Origin of the sequence: Caulobacter flavus, assembly GCF_003722335.1 — a bacterium.
GTDB classification, from domain to species: domain Bacteria; phylum Pseudomonadota; class Alphaproteobacteria; order Caulobacterales; family Caulobacteraceae; genus Caulobacter; species Caulobacter flavus.
The window spans coordinates 3,702,073-3,722,530 of the sequence record NZ_CP026100.1; the positions used below are offsets into that span (position 1 = coordinate 3,702,073).

Sequence of the window (20,458 nt, forward strand, 5' to 3'; positions counted from 1 at the left end):
CGCCTGCCGCACGCGTAACCTGAACCTCGATAAGTCGCCGGCCCGCGAGCTGGGAGAGAGGCGTCGGTCAGGGAGCAGAACATGGTCGGCATCGCCGCCTGGGGCGCCTATGCGCCGCGTCTTCGCCTCAGCCGCAAGGCGGTCGTCGTCGCCAACGCCTGGATCGCGCCGGGTCTGGCGGGCAAGGCCAAGGGCGAGCGTTCCATGGCCAACTGGGACGAGGACGCCCTGACCATGGCCGTCGAGGCCGCCCGCGACGCCCTGGGCGTCGAGGATGAGGGGCGGGCGGCGATCGAAGGGGCGATCTTCGCCTCGACCACGGCGCCTTTCGCCGATCGCCAGAACGCCGGGATCCTGGCCGCCGCCCTGACGCTGGAGCCCACGATCGCCTCGGCCGACGTCACCGGCTCGCAGCGCTGCGGTCTCACCGCGCTCGGCCAGGCGCTGGACGCCGCCGCCTCGGGCAGGCGCGTGCTGGTCGCCGTCGGCGAGCATCGCCGGGCCCGTGCGGCCTCGCCGCAGGAACTGGACTTCGGCGACGCCGCCGCCGCCTTCGTGGTCTCGCCCGACGGCGCGGCCGCCGAGTTCCTGGGCCGGGGCACGGTCACCGACGACTTCGTCGATCACTTCCGTGGTGCGGACGCGGCATTCGACTACGCCTGGGAGGAGCGCTGGATCCGCGACGAGGGCATCGTCAAGCTGGTCCCGCCGGCCATCCGCGCGGCGCTGGACGCGGCGGGCGTCGACGCCGCCCAGGTCGACCATTTCTGCTTCCCGTCGACCTTTGCCGGCATGGGGGCGACCCTGGCCAAGACCCTCGGCATCCGCCCCGACGCCGTCCGCGACACCCTGGCCGCCCAGCTCGGCGAGGCCGGCGCGGCTCATGGTCCGCTGCTGCTGGCGCACGCGCTGGAAGAGGCCCAGCCTGGCCAGATCGTCCTCGTCGCCCAGTTCGGCCAGGGCGCCGAGGCCTTGGTGTTCCGCGCCGGCGGCGAGATCGGATCGAGCCGCCCCGCGCGAGGCGTCGCCGGCGCGCTGGCCGACCGCCAGGAGGAGACCAACTACCTGAAGTTCCTGGTCTTCAACGACCTCGTGGAATGGGACAGGGGCATGCGGGCCGAGAAGGACAACAAGACGGCCCTGACCACCCTCTATCGCAACCGCGACCAGATCCTGGGCCTGGTGGGCGGGCGCTGCCGCGAGACCGGCGTCGTCCAGTTCCCGCGCACCCGCATCTCGGTCGCGCCCAACAACCCGGCCGTCGACACCCAGGAGCCCTACCGCTTCGCCGAGCGCGCCGCCCAGGTGCTGACCTATTCGGCCGACTACCTTACCTTCTCGATGAGCCCGCCCAACCACTACGGCATGATCGTCTTCGAAGGCGGCGGGCGGATCATGCTCGACATCACCGACGTGACGCCCGGCGAGGTCGAGACCGGCCTGCCGGTGAAGATGGTCTTCCGCATCAAGGACCGCGACGAGAAGCGCGGCTTCGTCCGCTACTTCTGGAAGGCCGCGCCCGATCGCGCCGCGATGGCGGCCGTCACGGCCCAGGCGGCGGAGTAGGGCGGTGTCAGACGGCGCGCTTCACGTCGGTGGCGGCGAAGTCCTCGCCCTTGAACAGCAGCGGCAAGCCCCGCGCCATGGCCAGGGCGTAGGCGAAGCAGTCGCCGAAGTTCAGGCCGTGGCGGCCGGCGCGGTAGGTTTCGAAGGCCTGCCGCGCGATCGCCGACTGCGAGTCATCGAAGGCGACCGAGGTGACTTTCAGCACTTCAAGCAGCCGATCGAGTTCCTCGACGTTGGCGGGGCCCTTGCGGCGCATGCAGACGACCGCGCATTCCAGCAACGTCGCCGTCGAAATCAGCGCCATTTCCGCTTCGGCGATGGCGTTGCGAAAGTCGTCGGCCTCGGGTTCTCGCCACAGGATCGCAAGCACTGCGGAAGTGTCGAGGACGATCACTTCGGCAGGCCGTCTTCATCGTACAGCATGTCGTCCGGATGGCGCGGATCCAGCACCGGCAAGGCCTCCACCCGCGCCTGGATGGCGGCGATTCTGGCGGCGATGGCTTCCCGTTCTTCAGGCGTGAACCTGGAGGGGCGCGACTCCGCGGGCACGGTGCGCTCGAGCTCGGCGCGAAGCAGCTCCTTCAGGACGTCGGGAGCCGCCAGACCCTTACGGTCCGCCAGCTCCTGCGCCATGCGCAGCGTTTCCTCGTCGTGGATCACCATGCCCATGACCTCGACGTTACACCCGAACAATACGCCCGAGAAGGCGAGCTGAAGGAGATCCCTCATGGCCAGCGGCATCCGCGACAAGGTCGCCATTCTTGGCATGGGCTGCAGCAAGTTCGGCGAGCGCTGGGACGCTGGTCCCGACGACCTGATGGTCGAGGCCTATGTCGAGGCCATGGCCGACGCGGGGATCGAGGCCAGCCAGCTCGACGCGGCCTGGTTCTCGACCCACATCGACGAGATCGGCACGGGCAAGGGCGGCACGCCGCTGTCGATCGCGCTGCGCCTGCCCAACATCGCCGTCACCCGGGTGGAGAACTTCTGCGCCTCGGGCTCGGAGGCCTTCCGGGGCGCGGTCTATGCGGTGGCCGCCGGCGCGGCCGACATCGCCCTGGCCGTCGGGGTCGAGAAGCTGAAGGACACCGGCTATGGCGGCCTGCCGTTCGGCGCGCCGGGCACGCTGGCGCCGCAGGTCATGCCCAACGGCTCGGCCCCCGGCAACTTCGCCCAGCTGGCCAGCGCCTACCGCGCCAAGCACGGGGTCTCCAAGGAGGACCTCAAGCGCGCCATCGCCCACGTCTCGGTCAAGAGCCACGCCAACGGCGCCAAGAACCCCAAGGCCCACCTTCGCAAGCCGATCACCGCCGAGCAGGCGCTGAACGCCCCGATCATCGCCGAGCCGCTGGGGCTGTTCGACTGCTGCGGCGTCTCCGACGGCGCGGCCGCCGCCATCGTCACTACGCCCGAGATCGCCCGGGCGCTGGGCAAGCACGACCTCGTCACCGTCAAGGCGCTGCAGCTGTCGGTCTCCAATGGCTACGAGAGCCAGTACAACGGCTGGGACGGCAGTCACTTCCACACCGCCCGCATCGCCGCCGGCAAGGCCTACAAGGAAGCCGGCATCGAGCGCCCGCGCGAGCAGATCTCGATGATGGAGGTGCACGACTGCTTCTCGGTGACCGAGCTGGTCACCATGGAGGACCTGTTCATCTCGGCCGAGGGGCGGGGCTGGCGCGACGTGCTGGACGGCTTCTACGACGCCGACGGCGGGGTGCCGTGCCAGATCGACGGCGGGCTGAAGTGCTTCGGCCATCCGATCGGCGCCTCGGGCCTGCGGATGCTCTACGAGATGTACCTGCAGCTGCAGGGCCGGGCGGGCGAGCGCCAGCTGCGCGACCCGGTCCTGGGCATGACCCACAATCTGGGCGGCGCGCCGGCCAGCAATGTCTGCTCGGTGGCCATCATCGGGCGGGAAGGGGCGTAGTGCGACGCGGCGTCCTGGTGTAGTCGAGAGGCATGTCGGGACGCTTCAAGGGCTTCAAGCGCTGGATCTTCGCGGGATGCGTCCTCTTCCTGGGGATCGTCCTGACGGCGGCGTTCTACTGGCGCTACGACATCCTGCGCACGACGCTGGATCCGAAGGTCCCGTTCCAGACCTACGATCCGCCGCCGGCTCCCAACTACGCCGATCCGGCCGCCTGGGCCCTGCTGCCGCGGGGAGCGACGGGGATGGACCGGGCCGCCGACGTGTTCTTCGTTCACCCGACCACCTTCGACGGCGGGCGCGACTGGAACGCGCCCTACGACCAGCCCAAGGCCAATCGCTATCTGAACCGCGTGGTGCTGCCCAACTACGCCGCACCGTTCTCGCGGGTGGGCCGGATCTTCGCGCCGCACTACCGCCAGGCCAGCCTCTACACCTTCCTGACCCTGCGCGACGACGCCCGCGAGGCGCGCCGCTTCGCCTATGGCGACGTACGCGACGCCTTCCGCGCCTGGCGCGACCGCTACGACAAGGGCCGGCCGCTGGTGCTGGTGGGGGTGGAGCAGGGCGGCAGCCTGCTGGCGCGCCTGGTGGCCGAGGAGATCGCCCCCGACCCGGCGCTGCGCGACCGGCTGGCGGGAGTCTACCTGATCGAGACCGCCGTGCCCGCCGACGAATACGGCCCCGTCGCGCGGATTCCGGCCTGCGCGCGCCGTGAAGAGGCCGGCTGCGTCGTGGCCTGGGCCTCGCTCACCGACGGCGATTTCCAGAAGGCCCAGGAGTGGCTGGGCCGCTCGCTGACCTGGATGGGCGGCGACCAGCTGGAGAACCTGAACGGCCGCAAGCCGCTGTGCGTCAACCCGCTGCTGGGCGCCCAGGGCACCGAGCGCGCGCCGGCGCGCCTGAACCTCGGCTCGGTCAACGCCACGGGCCTGGAGTGGGGGGCCCGCCCGGCTTTCCTCAAGCGCCAGGTCTGGGCGCAGTGCGAGAACGGCCTGCTGCACACCGGCAGGCCGAAGTCGGCCTCTCTGCGCGACACCGGCTCGTGGACCGACCGCCGCAAGGTCGACGGCTACAATCTGTTCTGGGCCGACATCGAGGCGGATGCGGCCGCCCGCGTGGCGGCGCTGGGCAAGCGCGCGCCGCCGGTGATCCGCGCTGCGGGCGCTGAATAGGGCTTGGCCGAGCCCATCTAAGCCGGCCACCTCAGGTGGCCCGGAGGGCCGGAGGGGTCTCATGGCGCAGGTTCCGCGCACGATCCTTCCATGGGACCTGCAGCCAAGCCGCCGATCCTGCCTCGGCCGCGCACCGTCAGGCTTGCTTTCCTGCAGCTCCACCACCACGGCGCGACTTGTCGCCGCTGGAAGGCGAGCGCGCTTGAACCCGGTCGCAAAAGGTCCACATAAATAACGACCATCCGCCCAGTCCCGGGCGGACGGACTGTACGACTCAGGCGCATCGTCTGAAGTGACGGCAGTCCGCATGGCGAGGCGCGGGGTTCACGCGCCGGCCGGGAGTGAAAATATGTCTGAGATCCGTACGCTTCCTGTGTTGCCCCTGCGGGATATCGTTGTGTTCCCGCACATGGTGGTTCCGCTGTTCGTGGGCCGCGACAAGTCCGTTCGCGCCCTCGAGGAAGTGATGCGCGGCGACAAGCAGATCCTGCTCGTCACCCAGAAGAACAGCGCCGACGACGATCCGGCCCCGGCCGACATCTATGATGTCGGCGTGCTGGCCACCGTGCTGCAGCTGCTGAAACTGCCTGACGGCACCGTCAAGGTGCTGGTCGAGGGCAAGGGCCGCGCGGCCGTCGTGCGCTTCACCGACCAGGAGGCCTATTACGAGGCCCAGGTCGGCGAGGTCAGCGAGGACCAGGGCGCGGGCCCCGAGGCCGAGGCGCTGTCGCGCGCGGTCGTCGAGCAGTTCGAGAACTACGTCAAACTCAACAAGAAGGTGCCGCCCGAAGCCCTGGCCGCGATCCCGCAGATCGCCGAGCCGGGCAAGCTGGCCGACAGTATCGCCGCCCACCTGTCGGTGAAGATCGGCGACAAGCAGCACCTGCTGGAAATCTTCGACGTCACCAAGCGCCTGGAGAAGGTCTTCGCCCTCATGGAAGGCGAGATCTCGGTGCTGCAGGTCGAGAAGAAGATCCGCTCGCGCGTGAAGCGCCAGATGGAGAAGACCCAGCGCGAGTACTATCTGAACGAGCAGATGAAGGCGATCCAGCGCGAGCTGGGCGACCCCGACGACTCGCGCGACGAACTGATCGAGCTCGAGAAGCGCATCAAGAAGACCAAGCTTTCGAAGGAAGCCCGGGCCAAGGCCGAGGGCGAGCTGAAGAAGCTGCGCAACATGAGCCCGATGTCCGCCGAGAGCACGGTGGTCCGCAACTATCTGGACTGGCTGCTGTCGATCCCGTGGGGCAAGGCCAAGGGCAAGAAGATCGATCTCAACGAGAGCGAAGAGATCCTCGACGCCGACCACTACGGCCTGGAGAAGGTCAAGGAGCGGATTCTGGAATATCTGGCCGTGCAGGCCCGGACCAATTCGCTCAAAGGCCCGATCCTCTGCCTCGTCGGCCCTCCGGGCGTCGGCAAGACCTCGCTGGGCAAGTCCATCGCCAAGGCGACGGGCCGCGAATTCGTGCGCATGAGCCTCGGCGGCGTGCGTGACGAGGCCGAGATCCGCGGCCACCGCCGCACCTACATCGGCTCGATGCCCGGCAAGGTCATCCAGTCGATGAAGAAGGCCAAGACCACCAACGCCTTCGTCCTGCTGGACGAGATCGACAAGATGGGCAGCGACTACCGCGGTGATCCCGCCTCGGCCCTGCTGGAAGTGCTCGATCCTTCGCAGAACTCGACCTTCGGCGACCACTACCTGGAGGTCGACTACGACCTGTCGCAGGTGATGTTCGTCACCACGGCCAACAGCCTGAACATGCCCCAGCCGCTGCTGGACCGCATGGAGATCATCCGCATCCCCGGCTACACCGAGGACGAGAAGCTGGAGATCGCCAAGCGCCACGTCCTGCCCAAGCTGGCCAAGGATCACGGCCTGAAGGACAGCGAGTTCGTCGTGCCGGACGCGGCCATCCGCGACCTTATCCGCTACTACACCCGGGAAGCCGGCGTGCGGTCGCTGGAGCGGGAACTGGGCAACCTGGCCCGCAAGACGGTGCGTGACCTGGCCCGCGAGAAGCTGACCAGCATCACCATCGACGACGCGCGCCTGGCCAAGTACGCCGGCGTCAAGAAGTACCGCTATGGCGAGACCGACGAAGTCGACCAGGTCGGCATCGTCACCGGTCTGGCCTGGACGGAATTCGGCGGCGACATTCTCACGATCGAAGCCGTGAAGATGCCGGGCAAGGGCCGCATGACGGTCACCGGCAACCTCAAGGAAGTGATGAAGGAGTCGATCTCGGCGGCGAACAGCTACGTCCGTTCGCGGGCGACCTCGTTCGGCATCAAGCCGCCGATCTTCGAGAAGACCGACGTCCACGTGCACGTTCCGGACGGCGCCACGCCCAAGGACGGTCCGTCGGCCGGCATCGCCATGGCCCTGGCCATGGTCTCGGTGCTGACCGGCATCCCGATCCGCAAGGACATCGCCATGACCGGCGAGATCACCCTGCGCGGCCGGGTCACCGCCATCGGCGGCCTGAAGGAGAAGCTGCTGGCGGCCCTCCGCTCGGGCGTGAAGACCGTGCTGATCCCGCAGGAAAACGAGAAGGATCTCGTCGACGTGCCGGAAAGCGTGAAGTCGGGCCTGGAGATCATTCCGGTCTCGACGGTCGACGAAGTGCTCAAGCACGCCCTGATCGGTCCGCTCACGCCGGTGGAGTGGAGCGAATCGGAAGAGCCCCTTTCGGGCCCCGCCAAGGCCGACGACGCCGGGGACGACGCAGTTCTTACGCACTAACAGTAACTTATTGTTGATAAGTAGGGCGGCGCGGGATCTTTCCGCGCCGCCTTCGTTTGACGGGGCTTGCGAAGCCCGCATACTTCCACGCGAGCGAAGCGGCGTAAGCTGTTGCAGCGCCGTCGCTTATTGGCTGGGAGACAAAAATGACCACGAAAGCCGAACTCGTCACGGCGATCGCCGAAAAGGCGGGCATCAACAAGAACCAGGCGAAGGACGCTCTGGAAGCTTTCATCGACACCGTCACCACTTCGCTGAAGTCGGGCTCGGACGTGCGTCTGGTGGGCTTCGGCACCTTCAAGGCCGTGACCCGCGCCGCCGGCACCGCGCGCAACCCGCGCACCGGTGAGACCGTCGAGCGTCCGGCCTCGAAGACCGCCCGCTTCCAGGTCGGCGAAGGCCTGAAGACCACCCTGAACGGCTGATCCCGTTTCGGATTTTGAGGGGCGGGGCGTTCGACGACGGCCCGCCCTTTTCTATGCGCGCTTCCCATGCCGCCCGACTGCGGCTAGAAGGCGCGACCCTGCGAAGGGGCGGTTAGCTCAGCGGTAGAGCGTCTCGTTTACACCGAGAGGGTCGGGGGTTCGATCCCCTCACCGCCCACCAGGGACCATGCTGACACCAGGCTGTCAGCGGGCCTTCGGCAGTCTCCCGGCGTCTGACGCCAAAAGGGAGATCGTCATGTCCGTCAAGGGAAGCTGCCACTGCGGCGCCACTCAGTTCGAGGTCGAGACCGCACCGACCGAGCTGACCGATTGCAACTGCTCGTTCTGCTCCAAGCGGGGCAACCTGGTCGCCTATTACCAGCCTTCCAGCTTCAAGCTGCTGACGTCGCGCGACCGGGTCTCGACCTACCAGTGGGGCGACTACATGGGCTCGCACCATCATTGCGCCATCTGCGGCTGCGGGACCTACAGCCAGTTCCCAGACTTCAGCAGTGGCGAGGCCGACTACGACAATCCGCGCGTCAGCATCAACGTGCGGCTGCTGAACGACTTCGACCTGACGCCGCTGCCGGTGGTTCACCTCAACGGCCGCGACGACTGGTAGGCCGTCAGGCCAGCACCTCGAGCGCCGGGGCCGCATGGCGGGCCTGGGCGTCCTGTGTGATCCGGTCGCCCAGGGTCCTGGCGGCTTGCCGATACGACGGGTCGTCGAGCAGGCGGGTCAGCGCCTCGGCGATCCGTTCAGGCGAGGCGTCCGGGGCCAGGGTGATCGCCGCACCGCGATGGGCGGCGCGCATGGCGTTGTCGTTCTGGTCGCGGCCCATCGGCAGGCACAGCAGCGGAACGCCTTCCATCAGCGGGCGCAGCACCGAACCGTGTCCGGCATGGGTGACCATGACGGCCGCCTCCTTCAGCACCTGGCCGTGCGGTGCGCTGCGCACGATCGCAACGTGGGGCGGCGCGTCGAACTCCGCGGGATCCAGCGTCGGCCCGGTCGTCACCAGCGCCCGGACGGGCAGGGCGGACAGGGCCGCGATCACGTTGCGCAGCGCCGCCTCCTGCGCCTGGTAGAGGCTGGAGAACGATACCAGCACCAGCGGCGCGTCGCCCTCCGGAAGCAGCGCGGGCTCCACCCAGGCCGGATCGGCCAGATAGGGGCCGACATGCGCGAACGGGGCGGGCAGGGGATCGGGCGCGAAGTCGAAGGCGCGGCTGGTCGCCAGCAGGATGGCGTCGGCGGCGTCGAACTGGGCGAAGACGTCGTCCAGCGGCGCGAGGCCATGCTCGGACCGGGCGGCGTTCAGCGCCGGCAGGCCCGACTGGAACAGGCCGCGCGCCATCTGGGCGACCATTGCGTGCATGGCCTGCTCCTGGTCGTCGGCCGCCGGCGCCATGCCGGCCCCGAACGGCGGCGCGCCGGGCAGGTTCGGGAGAGACCAGATGTTGGCCGACAACAGGGCCAGCTTCGTCTCCCGCGCCTGGGCCGCGACCATCGCGCCCAGCAGCAGTTCCTGGCTCACGACCACGTCGGCGGGGAAGGCGTCCAGCGCCTCCAGCACGTCGCGGGCATAGGCGTCGGCGGGACCGGTCATCACGCGTTCGAGCAGGCGCTCGATCACGGCCATCGGATTGTCGGCCTCGAAGTCGCGCAGGCGATCGTCGTCGCGGGTCTTGCCGGTCTGGAACGGCGCGGTCGTCCAGGCGCGGAACGGAACGCCCAGGGCCTTAGCGTCTGCGGCGTTGGCCGGATCGCTGATCGCCAGCACATGGTGGCCGCGCGCCATCATGTCAGCGGCGACCATCAGCAGCGGCTGCACGTGGCCGCCGCCCTCCCAGGTGGTGAACAGAAAACGCGCCATGTCGGATACCCCCGTTTGGCCCCTCCTACGACGGGCGGCGCATTCAATCCAGGCGAACCGAAATATGGTTTTTGCGCCGATGCGCGACGCGACGTAGGGTGGCGTCGCGCGGCTGGACAACGGTCCAGCTTCGGAGGAACCTCCCGGCGCTCGAGCACCTTATCGCTTGGCGGCCGCGTAAGACGGCTCCCTCTGCAGTAGCGAGGTACGGCGTGATCGATCTTCTGCTCACTTCCCCGCCGAGCCCGGAGGCCGGCGCGCCGCAGGACCAGAATCGATCAAACCCAGGGCGGCCCGTCCGTCTCATCGATACGACGATGCTCTACGCCCCGCGCAGCGGCGGCGTGCGGCGCTATCTGAACGCCAAGCGCGCCTGGCTAGCGGAGAATCGCCCCGGCGTGCGCCACACCCTGGTGGTCCCGGGGCCGCGCGACGCTCACGACGGCCACGGCCGAGTGTCGATCTACGCCGCGCCGCTGCCGTTCGGGGACGGCTATCGCTGGCCGATCGGCAAGACCAGCTGGATGGAGCGGCTGATCCGCCAGCGGCCCGACGTCATCGAGGCCGGCGATCCCTACACGCCGGGCCTGGCGGCGCTGAAGGCGGGCGACGCCCTGGGCGTGCCGGTCGTCGGATTCTGCCACACCGACCTGGGCGCCCTGGCGGCGCTGCACATCGGAGAATGGGCGGAAAAGCCGGTCCAGAAGCGCTGGGCGGCGATCTATCGCCAGTTCGACCAGGCCGTGGCGCCCAGCCACTTCATCGCCGGCCGGCTGATCGAGGCGGGCGTTCGGGACGCCATCGGCCTGCCGCTGGGCGTCGACGTCGACACCTTCCACCCGGCGCGCGGCGATCGCGCGGCCCTGCGTCGTCGCCTGGGCCTGACCGACCGCCACCGGATCCTGGTCTTCGCCGGCCGCCCGGCCCGGGAAAAGAAACTCGACGTGCTGGTCGACGCGGTCGAGCGGCTGGGCGAGCCCTATGTGCTGCTGCTGATCGGCGCCGGAGCGGGGGCGCGGGCCAGCGATCGCGTGATCTGCATGGACTATCAGCGCGATCCCGAGGCGCTGGCCGCCGTGCTGGCCGGCTGCGACGCCTTCGTCCACGCCAACGACAACGAACCGTTCGGCCTGATCGTGCTGGAAGCGATGGCCTGCGGCCTGCCGGTGGTCGGCGTCGCCGCCGGCGGGGTCGCCGAAAGCGTCGACGAGCAGGTCGGGGTGCTGGCCCAGGCGTCGGAAGGCGGGGTGTTCGCCGAGGCGATCGAGGCGCTGTTCGCCCGCGACATGGTCGCCCTCGGCCACGCGGCGCGCCTGCGGGCGGAGACCCGCCACGGCTGGACGCCTGTGTTCGAGCGCCTGACCGGAATCTACGGCCGCCTCAGCGGCTCGCGGGCCTTTCTCGGCGAAGCGGCCATGGCGGCCGCCTCGCACTAGAGAAGAAGAGACTCAGGCGGCCTTGCGCAGATCGTCGCGAAGGCCGGCCAGGATCTCGTAGCTGCGCAGCCGCGCGGCATGGTCGTGGATCTGCGAAGCGGCCATCACCTCGTCGGCGCCGGTGGCCTCGATCACCGCCCGCAGCCTGTCGGACACGGTGCGCGGCGAGCCGATCGCCGAATAGCGGAAGGTGTTGTTGACGCCGGCCAGTTCGGCGGGCGAGGCGAGGGCCGTGATGTCGTCGACCGGCGGCGGCAGGAGGCCGGGATTGCCCCGGCGCAGGGCCAGGAACTGCTGCTGGGTCGAGGTGTGCAGGCGCTGGGCCTCCTCGTCGGTGTCGGCCGCGCACACGCCGATGCAGATCATGAAGTAGGGCTTGTCGAGCTGGGCCGAGGGGCGGAAGCCGCGGCGATAGACCTCGACGGCCTGCATGAGCTGTTCGGGCGCGAAGTGGGCGGCGAAGGCGTAGGGCAGGCCCAGCGCCGCGGCCAGCTGCGCGCCGTAGGTGCTGGAGCCCAGCAGCCACAGCGGCACGTCCTGGCCTTCGCCCGGAACCGCCCGCACCGCCTGGTCGGGTTCGGCCGGCTTGAACCAGTGCTGCAGCTCGACGACGTCCTCGGCGAAGCGGTCGACCGAGCCCGCATAGCGGCGCAGGGCGCGCATCGTGGCCTGGTCCGTGCCCGGAGCGCGGCCGAGGCCAAGGTCGATTCTGCCGGGATGCAGGGCCGCGAGCGTGCCGAAGGCCTCGGCGATCATCAGCGGCGCATGGTTGGGCAGCATGATTCCGCCCGAGCCGACTCGGATTTTCGAGGTCCCCGCGGCCACGTGACCAATGACCACGGTTGTGGCGGCGCTGGCGATACCGGGCATGTTGTGGTGCTCGGCCAGCCAATATCTGTGGAAACCTAGCGACTCGGCGTGACGCGCGAGGTCCAAAGTATTGGCGAGCGCTTTACTGACCGTTGTTCCTTGAGGAACCGGCGACAGATCGAGGACGGAAAATGGGAGATCGGCGGACTGGGTCATGTCCGCTACATGGGATGCGACCGGTCGGTAACAACCGCCCGGCGACACAATTTGTCGCAGTCGTCGCCGCGAGCGCGCACGCGAACGGCAGCGCTCGGCGTTTAAACGGGCAATTCGAAAAAGTGGGGGAGGGGGAAAGTGGCGCGAATGACGGGGCTCGAACCCGCGACCTCCGGCGTGACAGGCCGGCGCTCTAACCAACTGAGCTACATCCGCGTCGCGTAAAGGCCGAAACCCTTACGAAGCGCTCGCTTTTACCTCGGATCGCTACCTTCGAGAAGAAGGTGGCGCGAATGACGGGGCTCGAACCCGCGACCTCCGGCGTGACAGGCCGGCGCTCTAACCAACTGAGCTACATCCGCATTTGCTGTCCGCCGAGGCGGAAGTGCGACCCGCCGTGCGGCGAGGGGCGTCTGATATGTCGGGCCGGGACTCGTGTCAACGGCCATGTCGCAGAACCTGTGGATGGCTTGCAGTTGCGATCGTTTCTCAATGTGGCCCGGGCGTTTGAAGCGGGGGAAACACTGGGCTACAACGCGGCCGATTCAAGCCAAGGGCTGTCATGAACGCCTTCCTTCTCCAGTACCTGCCGATCGTGATCTTCCTCGGGATTGCGGCTGTTATCGGCATCGTCTTCATGTTGGCTGCCGCCGTGCTCGCGCCCAAGGCGCCGGACCCGGAAAAGCTGTCCGCATACGAATGCGGCTTCAACGCCTTCGACGACGCGCGCATGAAGTTCGACGTCCGGTTCTATCTGGTGTCGATCCTCTTCATCATCTTCGACCTCGAAGTGGCGTTCCTGTTCCCGTGGGCCGTCACGCTGCTGAAGTTGCCGCCTGACGTGGCTCAATACGCCTTCTGGTCCATGCTGGCCTTCCTGGGCGTTCTGACCGTCGGCTTTATCTACGAATGGAAGAAGGGCGCCCTCGAATGGGAGTGATCGTTCCCGCCAACAGCTCGCCTGTCGTTCCGGCCGGCGCCGCTGGCCGCTCGACCGTGCAGGGCTATGACCCCAAGCTGCACGACGCCTTCTTCGACGGCGTCTCCCAGCAGCTGGCCGACAAGGGCTTCATTACGGCCGCCGCCGACGACCTCATCACCTGGGCCCGCACCGGCTCGCTGATGTGGATGACGTTCGGCCTGGCCTGCTGCGCCGTCGAGATGATGCACTCGGCCATGCCGCGCTACGACCTGGAGCGCTACGGCTTCGCGCCGCGCGCCAGCCCGCGTCAGTCGGACGTGATGATCGTCGCCGGCACGCTGACCAACAAGATGGCCCCGGCTCTGCGCAAGGTCTACGACCAGATGCCCGAGCCCCGCTACGTCATCTCGATGGGCAGCTGCGCCAACGGCGGCGGCTACTACTATTACAGCTACAGCGTCGTTCGCGGCTGCGACCGCGTCGTGCCGATCGACATCTACGTGCCGGGCTGCCCGCCGACGGCCGAAGCGCTGGTCTACGGCGTGCTGCAGCTCCAGAAGAAGATCCGTCGCACGGGGACCATCGAGCGATGAGCCAAGACCTCGAAGCCCTCGGCCAGGCGATCGTCGCCAACTCGGCCGGCGCGATCGCCTCGTACAACGTGGCGTTCGGCGAGCTGAACCTGCTGGGTTCGGCCAACCGCGTGGTCGAGCTGCTGACTTACCTGCGCGACCACCCCGACTACCGCTTCCACCAGCTGGTGGACCTGACGGCGGTCGACTACCCCGAGCGCGCCGCGCGCTTCGACGTGGTCTACCACCTGCTGTCGATGGTGAAGAACGTCCGCGTCCGCGTGAAGGTGCAGACCGACGAAGACACCCCGGTGTCGAGCGCCACGCCCGTGTTCCCGGTCGCCGACTGGTTCGAGCGCGAAGTGTTCGACATGTATGGCGTGTTCTTCGAAGGCCACCCCGACCTGCGCCGCATCCTGACGGACTACGGCTTCCACGGCCATCCGCTGCGGAAAGACTTCCCGATGACGGGCTATGTCGAGGTCCGCTACGACGACGAGCTCAAGCGCGTCGTCTACGAACCCGTGAAGATCACCGAGTACCGCGCATTCGACTTCCTCTCTCCGTGGGAGGGCGCCAAGTACGCCCTGCCGGGCGACGAGAAGGCGGAGAAGGCTTAAGTCATGACTGGCACGAACGCGCCCGCCGCGGCGACCGACTTCTTCCGCGACGAACCGACGGTTCCGGCGATCCCGGAGACCCCGGTCCGCAAGTTCAACATCAACTTCGGCCCCCAGCACCCGGCCGCCCACGGCGTGCTGCGCCTGGTGCTGGAACTCGACGGTGAAATCGTCGAGCGCGTCGATCCGCACATCGGCCTGCTGCACCGCGGCACCGAGAAGCTGATGGAAGCGCGCACCTACCTGCAGAACATCCCGTACTTCGACCGCCTCGACTACGTGGCGCCGATGAACCAGGAACATGCGTTCTGCCTGGCCATCGAGAAGCTGCTGGGCGTGGAAGTGCCCAAGCGCGGCCAGATTGTGCGCGTGTTGTTCTGCGAGATCGGCCGCATCCTGAACCACCTGCTGAATGTGACGACCCAGGCCATGGACGTCGGCGCCCTGACGCCGCCGCTCTGGGGCTTCGAGGAGCGCGAGAAGCTGATGGTGTTCTACGAGCGCGCCTGCGGCGCTCGCCTGCACGCCAACTACTTCCGTCCGGGCGGCGTCCACCAGGACCTGACCCCCAGCCTGATCGACGACATCGAGACCTGGGCGAAGGCTTTCCCCAAGATCTGCGACGACATCGAAGGTCTGATCACCGACAACCGCATCTTCAAGCAGCGCAACGTCGACATTGGCGTCGTGACCAAGGAAGACGCCTGGGCCTGGGGTTTCTCGGGCGTGATGGTGCGCGGTTCGGGCATCGCCTGGGATCTGCGCCGCAACCAGCCGTACGAGAACTACAACGAGTTCGAGTTCGACATCCCGCTCGGCAAGAACGGCGACTGCTACGATCGCTATCTGTGCCGCATGCAGGAAATGCGCGAGAGCACCAAGATCATCCTGCAGGCCGTGGCCATGCTGCGCGCCACGCCGGGCCCCGTGCTCAGCGAGGACAACAAGGTCAGCCCGCCGCGTCGCGCCGAGATGAAGCGCTCGATGGAAGCCCTAATCCACCACTTCAAGCTCTACACCGAGGGCTTCAAGACGCCGGAAGGCGAGGTCTACGCGGCTGTCGAAGCCCCCAAGGGCGAGTTCGGCGTCTACGTCGTCAGCAACGGCACCAACAAGCCGTATCGCTGCAAGATCAAGGCTCCGGGCTTCTCGCACCTGGCCGCCATGGACTGGATGAACCGCGGCCACCAGCTGGCTGACGTTTCGGCCATCCTGGGCTCGCTCGACATCGTGTTCGGCGAGGTCGACCGATGAGCCTCGAGAGCATCGCCCAGGCTCAGCTCGACGCCTACAACGCCCAGGATCTGGACGCTCACTGCGCCCACTTCGCCGACGACGTGGTCGTCGCCGGCCTGAACGGCGACGTGGCGCGCACGGGCATCGAGGCCTACCGCGCCTTCTACGCCAAGACCTTCGCCGAGTTCCCCAAGAACCAGGCGAAGCTGCTGAACCGCATCGTGGTCGGCTCGAACGTGATCGATCACGAGCACGTCGACCGCGGCAACGGCGACGCGCCTTTCCAGGTCGCCGCCATCTACACCTTCAAGGGCGACAAGATCGTCCGCGTGGATTTCGCACGATGAGCGTCCGTCGTCTCGCCAAGGAACAGCCCGCCAGCTTCGCCTTCTCGGCCGAAAGCCAGGCCAAGGCCGACTGGTGGAAAGCCAAGTACCCCGCCGCCCGCAAGCAGTCGGCGGTGATCCCGATGCTGTGGCTGGCCCAGAAGCAGGAAGGCTGGGTGCAGGAGCCCGCGATCCAGGAGATCGCGCGCCAGCTCGAGATGCCGGTCATCCGCGTGCTGGAAGTGGCCACCTTCTACGTGATGTTCCAGCTGGCCCCGGTGGGTAAGACCGCCTTCGTGCAGCTGTGCGGCACCACGCCGTGCCAGCTGCGCGGTGCGCTCGACCTGCGCTCGGTGCTGGAAAAGAAGATCGGCCCGGCCCACAGCGTGTCGGCCGACGGCAAGTTCAGCTGGGAAGAGGTCGAGTGCCTCGGCGCCTGCTGCAACGCCCCGATGGCGGCCATCAACGACTACTACTACGAAGACCTGACGCCGGAGAGCCTGGCCCAGATCCTCGACGACTTCGCCGCGGGCAAGGCCCCGCAGCCGGGCAGCTACGAGGGCCGTAAGTCCTCGGAGCCGAAGGACAAGATCCAGACCCTGACCGATCCCAAGCTGTACGACGGCTCGGCGGCCAAGAAGATCAAGATCCCGAACCTGCCCGAAGCGCCGAAAAAGACCAAGGCGGAGCCCGCCGCCTGATGACCGACGTGGCCGTCCAACAGAAGAAGCGCTTCACGACGATGATCGCCATCGACGTCGTGTGCTTCCTGCTGGCCGGCGCGGCGATCGTCGGCCACGTGGCCTTCGGCGTGTCCTGGCTTCTGCCGGTGTTCGTCCTGGCCATCGTCGCCGGGCTGGGCGCCCAGATCTGGTTCGTGGTCGGGTGGCTGAAGGCCACCAAGCCCGAAGCCGGATCCGAACCGCAGGCGGGGAGGGCGCCATGAGCGACGACCTCGCCGACAAGCGGCGGGCCTACGTGGCCACGATCCGGGGGCTCTACCGCAAGGAAAGAGCCGTGGGCTTCGTGGCCTGCCTGGCCGGGGTGCTGCTGCTGATCTGGGGCCGGGAGGTCCCCGGCGCGCCAGCCTGGGCTACGCCCACAGGTCTTTTGGTGATCGGCGCCGGTTGGCTGCTTTTCGCCTATGTCATCGTCCGGCGGACGCGCTATGTCCGCACCCATCCATTCGATCCGCAAAGCTAGAGTCATGGTCGGTATCCTCGAAGACAAGGATCGCATCTTCACCAACCTTTACGGGCTCCAGGACTGGGGTCTGGAAGGTGCGAAGGCGCGCGGTTGCTGGAACGGCACCAAGGATATTCTGGACGCCGGGCGCGACTGGATCATCGAGAACATGAAGAACTCCGGTCTGCGAGGCCGGGGCGGCGCTGGTTTCTCGACCGGTCTGAAGTGGTCCTTCATGCCCAAGGAAGTGAAGGAAGGCCGTCCGCACTATCTCGTCGTCAACGCCGACGAGTCCGAGCCGGGCACCTGCAAGGACCGGGAGATCATGCGGCATGACCCGCACCTCCTGATCGAAGGCTGCCTGATCGCCTCGCGCGCCATGCTGGCCCACGCCTGCTACATCTACATCCGCGGCGAGTACGTCTTCGAGCGCGAGCGCCTGGAAGCCGCGATCAAGCAGGCCTACGAGGCCAAGCTGGTCGGCAAGGACAACATCCACGGCTGGGACTTCGACATCTACGTCCACCACGGCGCCGGCGCCTATATCTGCGGCGAAGAGACGGCCCTGCTGGAAAGCCTGGAAGGCAAGAAGGGCCAGCCGCGCCTGAAGCCGCCGTTCCCGGCCGGCGCGGGCCTCTACGGCATGCCGACCACGGTCAACAACGTCGAGAGCATCGCCGTCGCCGGCACCATCCTGCGCCGCGGCGCCTCGTGGTTCGCCGGCTTTGGCCGCCAGAACAACGCCGGCACCAAGCTCTTCTGCGTCTCGGGCCACGTGAACCTGCCCTGCAACGTCGAAGAAGCCATGAGCATCCCCTTCCGTCAGCTGATGGAAGACCACTGCGGCGGCATCCGCGGCGGCTGGGGCAATCTCAAGGCCGTCATCCCGGGCGGTTCGTCGGTTCCGATGATCCCGGCCGAGCAGTGCGAAGACCTGCCGATGGACTTCGACGCCCTGCGTAACCTGAAGTCGGGCCTGGGCACCGCCGCCGTCATCGTCATGGACAAGTCCACCGACCTGGTCCGCGCCATCGCTCGCCTGTCGTACTTCTACAAGCACGAGAGCTGCGGCCAATGCACGCCGTGCCGCGAAGGCACCGGCTGGATGTGGCGGGTCATGGAACGCATGGCCAGCGGCGAAGCCGATCCGAAGGAAATCGACACCCTTCTGGACGTCACGACCCAAGTCGAGGGTCACACCATCTGCGCCCTGGGCGACGCGGCCGCCTGGCCGATCCAGGGCCTGTTCCGCCACTTCCGCCACGAGGTCGAAGAGCGGATCGCTTCCTATCGTAGCGGTCGCCTGCACGTGCAGGGCGCCAAGCTGATCGCGGCGGAGTAACGAGAATGGCAATCGCCAAGGTCAACGGCGTCGAGGTCGAGTTCGAACCCGGCATGACGGTTCTGCAGGTGGCGGAACTGGCTGGGGAAGAGATCCCGCGCTTCTGCTATCACGAGCGTCTGAGCATCGCCGGCAACTGCCGCATGTGCCTGGTCGAGGTCAAACCCGGCCCGCCGAAGCCGCAGGCTTCGTGCGCCCTGCCGGCCGCCGAGGGCCAGGAGATCTTCACCAACACCCCGATGGTCAAGAAGGCCCGCGAAGGTGTGATGGAGTTCCTGCTCATCAACCACCCGCTGGACTGCCCGATCTGCGACCAGGGCGGCGAGTGCGACCTGCAGGACCAGGCGGTCGGCTACGGCCGTGACGACAGCCGCTACGACGAGAACAAGCGCGCGGTCGAAGAAAAGGCCATGGGCCCGCTCATCAAGACCGTGATGACGCGCTGCATCCAGTGCACGCGCTGCGTCCGCTTCATCACCGAAGTCGCCGGCTCGCCGGAGATCGGCCTGATCTCGCGCGGCGAAGACGTCGAGATCACGACCTATCTGGGCGCCGCGGTGACCTCGGAACTGTCGGCCAACGTCATCGATTTGTGCCCGGTCGGCGCCCTGACCTCCAAGCCGTACGCCTTCGAAGCCCGTCCGTGGGAACTGAAGAAGACCGAAAGCATCGACGTCATGGATGCGCTCGGCTCGTCGATCCGCGTCGACGGTCGCGCCAACGCCGTGCTGCGCGTGCTGCCGCGCATCAACGAGGACGTCAACGAAGAGTGGATCTCGGACAAGACCCGTTACGCCGTCGACGGCCTGCAGCGCCAGCGCCTGGACCGTCCGTACGTCCGCGTCGACGGCAAGCTGAAGCCGGCCACTTGGGCGGAGGCTTTCGCCGCCGTCTCGGCCAAGATCAAGGCCACCGCGCCTGAGCGCATCGGCGTCATCGCCGGCGACCTGCAGGACGCCGAGAGCCTGAAGGCGACCAAGGACCTCTTCACCGCCCTGGGCGTGAAGAACCTCGACGCCCGCCAGGACGGCGTCGCCCTGGGCGCGGGCCCGCGCGAGAGCTGGCTGTTCAACTCGACCATCGCCGGCATCGAAGACGCCGACGTCGTCCTGTTCGTGGGCACGAACCCGCGCCTCGAGGCTCCGGTCCTCAACGCCCGCTTCCGCAAGCAGTGGATCGCCGGCAAGACCCGCTTCGGCGTCATCGGCGAACAGGCCGACCTGACGTTCGACTACGACTACCTCGGCGCCGGCGCCAAGACGCTGTCGGGCCTGGCCAAGGCCAAGAACGACTTCGTCGCCGCCTTCAAGGCCGCCGAGCGTCCCGCGATCATCATCGGCCAGGGTGCGCTGGCCCGCGCCGACGGCGCGGCGATCCTCAAGGCCGCCGCGGGCCTGGCCAAGACCTTCAAGGTCGTGCGTGAAGGCTGGAACGGCTGGAACGTGCTGCACACCGCCGCCGCCCGCGTGGCCGGCCTCGACCTGGGCTTCGTCCCGGCGCAAGGTGGTCTTTCGGCGACCGACATGCTGAAGCCGGGCGCGCTGGACGTGCTGTTCCTGCTGGGCGCCGACGAGTGCGAAAGCGCCGCCAGCGACGCCTTCAAGATCTACCTCGGCACCCACGGCGACGCCGGCGCCCACAAGGCCGACGTCATCCTGCCGGGCGCCGCCTACACCGAAAAGAACGGCCTGTACGTGAACACCGAGGGCCGGGTGCAGATGGGCAAGCGGGCCGTGTTCCCGAAGGGCGAGGCCAAGGAAGACTGGTCGATCCTGCGGGCGCTGTCGGAAACCCTGGGCCACAAGCTGCCGTACGACAGCCTGGACCAGCTGCGCGCCAAGCTGTTCGCCGATCACCCGACCTTCGGCCAGATCGACTTCGCCCCGGGCTCGGTTCCTGCCGTGTTCGACCTCGCCGCCGTCGGCGGGGAAGGGGAGGCGACCGACGCTCCGTTCGAGAGCCCGGTGAAGGCCTTCCACCTGACCAATCCCATCGCGCGCGCCAGCGTGACCATGGCCGAGTGCGCGGCCAACGTCTCGGCCGCCTCCAAGATCGCCGCGGAGTAAGC

The 20,458-nt window shown here is 67.8% G+C and carries 21 protein-coding genes and 3 tRNA genes; 18 read left to right on the top strand and 6 right to left on the bottom strand.

Annotation, left to right across the window (positions count from 1 at the left end; translation table 11 throughout):
- Positions 1-81: 81 nt before the first annotated feature.
- Positions 82-1,566, top strand: a complete 1,485-nt coding sequence (locus tag C1707_RS16855; RefSeq protein WP_101713005.1) for a hydroxymethylglutaryl-CoA synthase family protein — start codon at positions 82-84, stop codon at positions 1,564-1,566.
- A gap of 7 nt (positions 1,567-1,573) precedes the next feature.
- Here the strand turns inward: C1707_RS16855 and C1707_RS16860 are convergent, their stop codons facing one another.
- Both C1707_RS16860 and C1707_RS16865 read right to left on the bottom strand, forming a co-directional pair.
- Positions 1,574-1,960 carry a type II toxin-antitoxin system VapC family toxin gene (locus C1707_RS16860; RefSeq protein ID WP_164467378.1) on the bottom strand — a complete coding sequence of 129 codons (387 nt, stop codon included), beginning with the start codon at positions 1,958-1,960 and terminating at the stop codon, positions 1,574-1,576.
- Positions 1,957-2,295, bottom strand: a complete 339-nt coding sequence (locus C1707_RS16865) for a type II toxin-antitoxin system VapB family antitoxin (RefSeq protein ID WP_164467379.1) — start codon at positions 2,293-2,295, stop codon at positions 1,957-1,959. Before C1707_RS16865 ends, C1707_RS16860 begins: the two co-directional genes overlap by 4 nt.
- Between C1707_RS16865 and C1707_RS16870 the strand changes: the two genes are divergently transcribed.
- The 6 genes from C1707_RS16870 (at position 2,294) to C1707_RS16895 (ending at position 8,470) form a co-directional block, all read left to right on the top strand.
- On the top strand, positions 2,294-3,496 hold the full coding sequence (locus tag C1707_RS16870; protein WP_101713004.1) for an acetyl-CoA acetyltransferase: 1,203 nt from the start codon (positions 2,294-2,296) through the stop codon (positions 3,494-3,496). The two genes, C1707_RS16865 and C1707_RS16870, sit on opposite strands and share 2 nt — an antisense overlap.
- A gap of 32 nt (positions 3,497-3,528) precedes the next feature.
- Positions 3,529-4,671 carry a DUF3089 domain-containing protein gene (locus C1707_RS16875; protein WP_101713003.1) on the top strand — a complete coding sequence of 381 codons (1,143 nt, stop codon included), beginning with the start codon at positions 3,529-3,531 and terminating at the stop codon, positions 4,669-4,671.
- Between the two features lie 349 nt (positions 4,672-5,020).
- Positions 5,021-7,420 (top strand): endopeptidase La, encoded by a 2,400-nt coding sequence (lon, locus tag C1707_RS16880; protein WP_101713002.1) that lies wholly within the window; start codon positions 5,021-5,023, stop codon positions 7,418-7,420.
- 146 nt (positions 7,421-7,566) lie between these two features.
- Positions 7,567-7,845, top strand: coding sequence for an HU family DNA-binding protein (locus tag C1707_RS16885; protein ID WP_058346343.1), 279 nt, complete (start codon positions 7,567-7,569; stop codon positions 7,843-7,845).
- 106 nt (positions 7,846-7,951) lie between these two features.
- Positions 7,952-8,026 (top strand) — tRNA-Val (locus tag C1707_RS16890).
- Positions 8,027-8,101: 75 nt separating this feature from the next.
- Positions 8,102-8,470, top strand: a complete 369-nt coding sequence (locus tag C1707_RS16895; protein ID WP_101713001.1) for a GFA family protein — start codon at positions 8,102-8,104, stop codon at positions 8,468-8,470.
- A 4-nt stretch (positions 8,471-8,474) separates the two neighbouring features.
- Here C1707_RS16895 and C1707_RS16900 read toward each other — a convergent pair whose 3' ends face one another.
- On the bottom strand, positions 8,475-9,725 hold the full coding sequence (locus C1707_RS16900) for a glycosyltransferase (protein ID WP_101713000.1): 1,251 nt from the start codon (positions 9,723-9,725) through the stop codon (positions 8,475-8,477).
- 215 nt (positions 9,726-9,940) lie between these two features.
- On the opposite strand from C1707_RS16900, the gene C1707_RS16905 reads away from it, so the two are divergent.
- Positions 9,941-11,161, top strand: coding sequence for a glycosyltransferase family 4 protein (locus C1707_RS16905; RefSeq protein ID WP_420808281.1), 1,221 nt, complete (start codon positions 9,941-9,943; stop codon positions 11,159-11,161).
- A 12-nt stretch (positions 11,162-11,173) separates the two neighbouring features.
- On the opposite strand, the gene C1707_RS16910 is transcribed toward C1707_RS16905, so the two are convergent.
- From C1707_RS16910 to C1707_RS16920, 3 genes are all read right to left on the bottom strand, one after another.
- The gene (locus C1707_RS16910; protein ID WP_101712998.1) at positions 11,174-12,187 is read right to left on the bottom strand and encodes an LLM class flavin-dependent oxidoreductase; all 1,014 of its coding nucleotides are present in this window, start codon (positions 12,185-12,187) and stop codon (positions 11,174-11,176) included.
- 139 nt (positions 12,188-12,326) lie between these two features.
- Positions 12,327-12,403, bottom strand: a tRNA-Asp gene (locus C1707_RS16915).
- Positions 12,404-12,472: 69 nt separating this feature from the next.
- Positions 12,473-12,549: transfer RNA gene (locus C1707_RS16920), tRNA-Asp, on the bottom strand.
- A 200-nt stretch (positions 12,550-12,749) separates the two neighbouring features.
- Here C1707_RS16920 and C1707_RS16925 point away from each other — a divergent pair.
- The 10 genes from C1707_RS16925 to nuoG are packed head-to-tail and all read left to right on the top strand — an operon-like array spanning position 12,750 to position 20,456.
- A complete protein-coding gene (locus tag C1707_RS16925; RefSeq protein WP_101712997.1) occupies positions 12,750-13,127 on the top strand; it encodes an NADH-quinone oxidoreductase subunit A in 378 nt (125 codons plus the stop codon).
- Positions 13,097-13,702: a NuoB/complex I 20 kDa subunit family protein gene (locus tag C1707_RS16930; RefSeq protein WP_101712996.1), complete on the top strand. Its 606-nt coding sequence runs from the start codon at positions 13,097-13,099 to the stop codon at positions 13,700-13,702. The genes C1707_RS16925 and C1707_RS16930 overlap by 31 nt, the downstream gene beginning before the upstream one ends.
- Positions 13,699-14,301, top strand: coding sequence for an NADH-quinone oxidoreductase subunit C (locus C1707_RS16935; protein ID WP_101712995.1), 603 nt, complete (start codon positions 13,699-13,701; stop codon positions 14,299-14,301). The genes C1707_RS16930 and C1707_RS16935 overlap by 4 nt, the downstream gene beginning before the upstream one ends.
- Before the next feature lie 3 nt (positions 14,302-14,304).
- Positions 14,305-15,555 (top strand): NADH-quinone oxidoreductase subunit D, encoded by a 1,251-nt coding sequence (locus C1707_RS16940; protein WP_101712994.1) that lies wholly within the window; start codon positions 14,305-14,307, stop codon positions 15,553-15,555.
- Positions 15,552-15,884, top strand: a complete 333-nt coding sequence (locus C1707_RS16945) for a nuclear transport factor 2 family protein (RefSeq protein ID WP_101712993.1) — start codon at positions 15,552-15,554, stop codon at positions 15,882-15,884. The genes C1707_RS16940 and C1707_RS16945 overlap by 4 nt, the downstream gene beginning before the upstream one ends.
- Complete coding sequence (nuoE, locus tag C1707_RS16950) at positions 15,881-16,564, top strand: NADH-quinone oxidoreductase subunit NuoE (protein ID WP_101712992.1); 684 nt, start codon at positions 15,881-15,883, stop codon at positions 16,562-16,564. Before C1707_RS16945 ends, nuoE begins: the two co-directional genes overlap by 4 nt.
- On the top strand, positions 16,564-16,809 hold the full coding sequence (locus C1707_RS16955; RefSeq protein ID WP_101712991.1) for a hypothetical protein: 246 nt from the start codon (positions 16,564-16,566) through the stop codon (positions 16,807-16,809). The genes nuoE and C1707_RS16955 overlap by 1 nt, the downstream gene beginning before the upstream one ends.
- Positions 16,806-17,066 (top strand): hypothetical protein, encoded by a 261-nt coding sequence (locus tag C1707_RS16960; protein WP_101712990.1) that lies wholly within the window; start codon positions 16,806-16,808, stop codon positions 17,064-17,066. Before C1707_RS16955 ends, C1707_RS16960 begins: the two co-directional genes overlap by 4 nt.
- Before the next feature lie 4 nt (positions 17,067-17,070).
- The gene (gene nuoF, locus C1707_RS16965) at positions 17,071-18,390 is read left to right on the top strand and encodes an NADH-quinone oxidoreductase subunit NuoF (RefSeq protein WP_101712989.1); all 1,320 of its coding nucleotides are present in this window, start codon (positions 17,071-17,073) and stop codon (positions 18,388-18,390) included.
- A 5-nt stretch (positions 18,391-18,395) separates the two neighbouring features.
- The gene (nuoG, locus tag C1707_RS16970; protein WP_101712988.1) at positions 18,396-20,456 is read left to right on the top strand and encodes an NADH-quinone oxidoreductase subunit NuoG; all 2,061 of its coding nucleotides are present in this window, start codon (positions 18,396-18,398) and stop codon (positions 20,454-20,456) included.
- Positions 20,457-20,458 lie beyond the last annotated feature (2 nt).

Excerpts from the sequence above, each read along its gene's own strand:
- C1707_RS16855 (WP_101713005.1), top strand. The coding sequence starts at position 82 with ATGGTCGGCATCGCCGCCTGGGGCGCCTATGCGCCGCGTCTTCGCCTC.
- C1707_RS16870 (WP_101713004.1), top strand. The coding sequence starts at position 2,294 with ATGGCCAGCGGCATCCGCGACAAGGTCGCCATTCTTGGCATGGGCTGC.
- C1707_RS16865 (WP_164467379.1), bottom strand. The coding sequence starts at position 2,295 with ATGAGGGATCTCCTTCAGCTCGCCTTCTCGGGCGTATTGTTCGGGTGT.
- C1707_RS16875 (WP_101713003.1), top strand. The coding sequence starts at position 3,529 with ATGTCGGGACGCTTCAAGGGCTTCAAGCGCTGGATCTTCGCGGGATGC.
- lon (WP_101713002.1), top strand. The coding sequence starts at position 5,021 with ATGTCTGAGATCCGTACGCTTCCTGTGTTGCCCCTGCGGGATATCGTT.
- C1707_RS16885 (WP_058346343.1), top strand. The coding sequence starts at position 7,567 with ATGACCACGAAAGCCGAACTCGTCACGGCGATCGCCGAAAAGGCGGGC.
- C1707_RS16895 (WP_101713001.1), top strand. The coding sequence starts at position 8,102 with ATGTCCGTCAAGGGAAGCTGCCACTGCGGCGCCACTCAGTTCGAGGTC.
- C1707_RS16900 (WP_101713000.1), bottom strand. The coding sequence starts at position 9,725 with ATGGCGCGTTTTCTGTTCACCACCTGGGAGGGCGGCGGCCACGTGCAG.
- C1707_RS16910 (WP_101712998.1), bottom strand. The coding sequence starts at position 12,187 with ATGACCCAGTCCGCCGATCTCCCATTTTCCGTCCTCGATCTGTCGCCG.
- C1707_RS16925 (WP_101712997.1), top strand. The coding sequence starts at position 12,750 with ATGAACGCCTTCCTTCTCCAGTACCTGCCGATCGTGATCTTCCTCGGG.
- C1707_RS16930 (WP_101712996.1), top strand. The coding sequence starts at position 13,097 with ATGGAAGAAGGGCGCCCTCGAATGGGAGTGATCGTTCCCGCCAACAGC.
- C1707_RS16935 (WP_101712995.1), top strand. The coding sequence starts at position 13,699 with ATGAGCCAAGACCTCGAAGCCCTCGGCCAGGCGATCGTCGCCAACTCG.
- C1707_RS16940 (WP_101712994.1), top strand. The coding sequence starts at position 14,305 with ATGACTGGCACGAACGCGCCCGCCGCGGCGACCGACTTCTTCCGCGAC.
- C1707_RS16945 (WP_101712993.1), top strand. The coding sequence starts at position 15,552 with ATGAGCCTCGAGAGCATCGCCCAGGCTCAGCTCGACGCCTACAACGCC.
- nuoE (WP_101712992.1), top strand. The coding sequence starts at position 15,881 with ATGAGCGTCCGTCGTCTCGCCAAGGAACAGCCCGCCAGCTTCGCCTTC.
- C1707_RS16955 (WP_101712991.1), top strand. The coding sequence starts at position 16,564 with ATGACCGACGTGGCCGTCCAACAGAAGAAGCGCTTCACGACGATGATC.
- C1707_RS16960 (WP_101712990.1), top strand. The coding sequence starts at position 16,806 with ATGAGCGACGACCTCGCCGACAAGCGGCGGGCCTACGTGGCCACGATC.
- nuoF (WP_101712989.1), top strand. The coding sequence starts at position 17,071 with ATGGTCGGTATCCTCGAAGACAAGGATCGCATCTTCACCAACCTTTAC.
- nuoG (WP_101712988.1), top strand. The coding sequence starts at position 18,396 with ATGGCAATCGCCAAGGTCAACGGCGTCGAGGTCGAGTTCGAACCCGGC.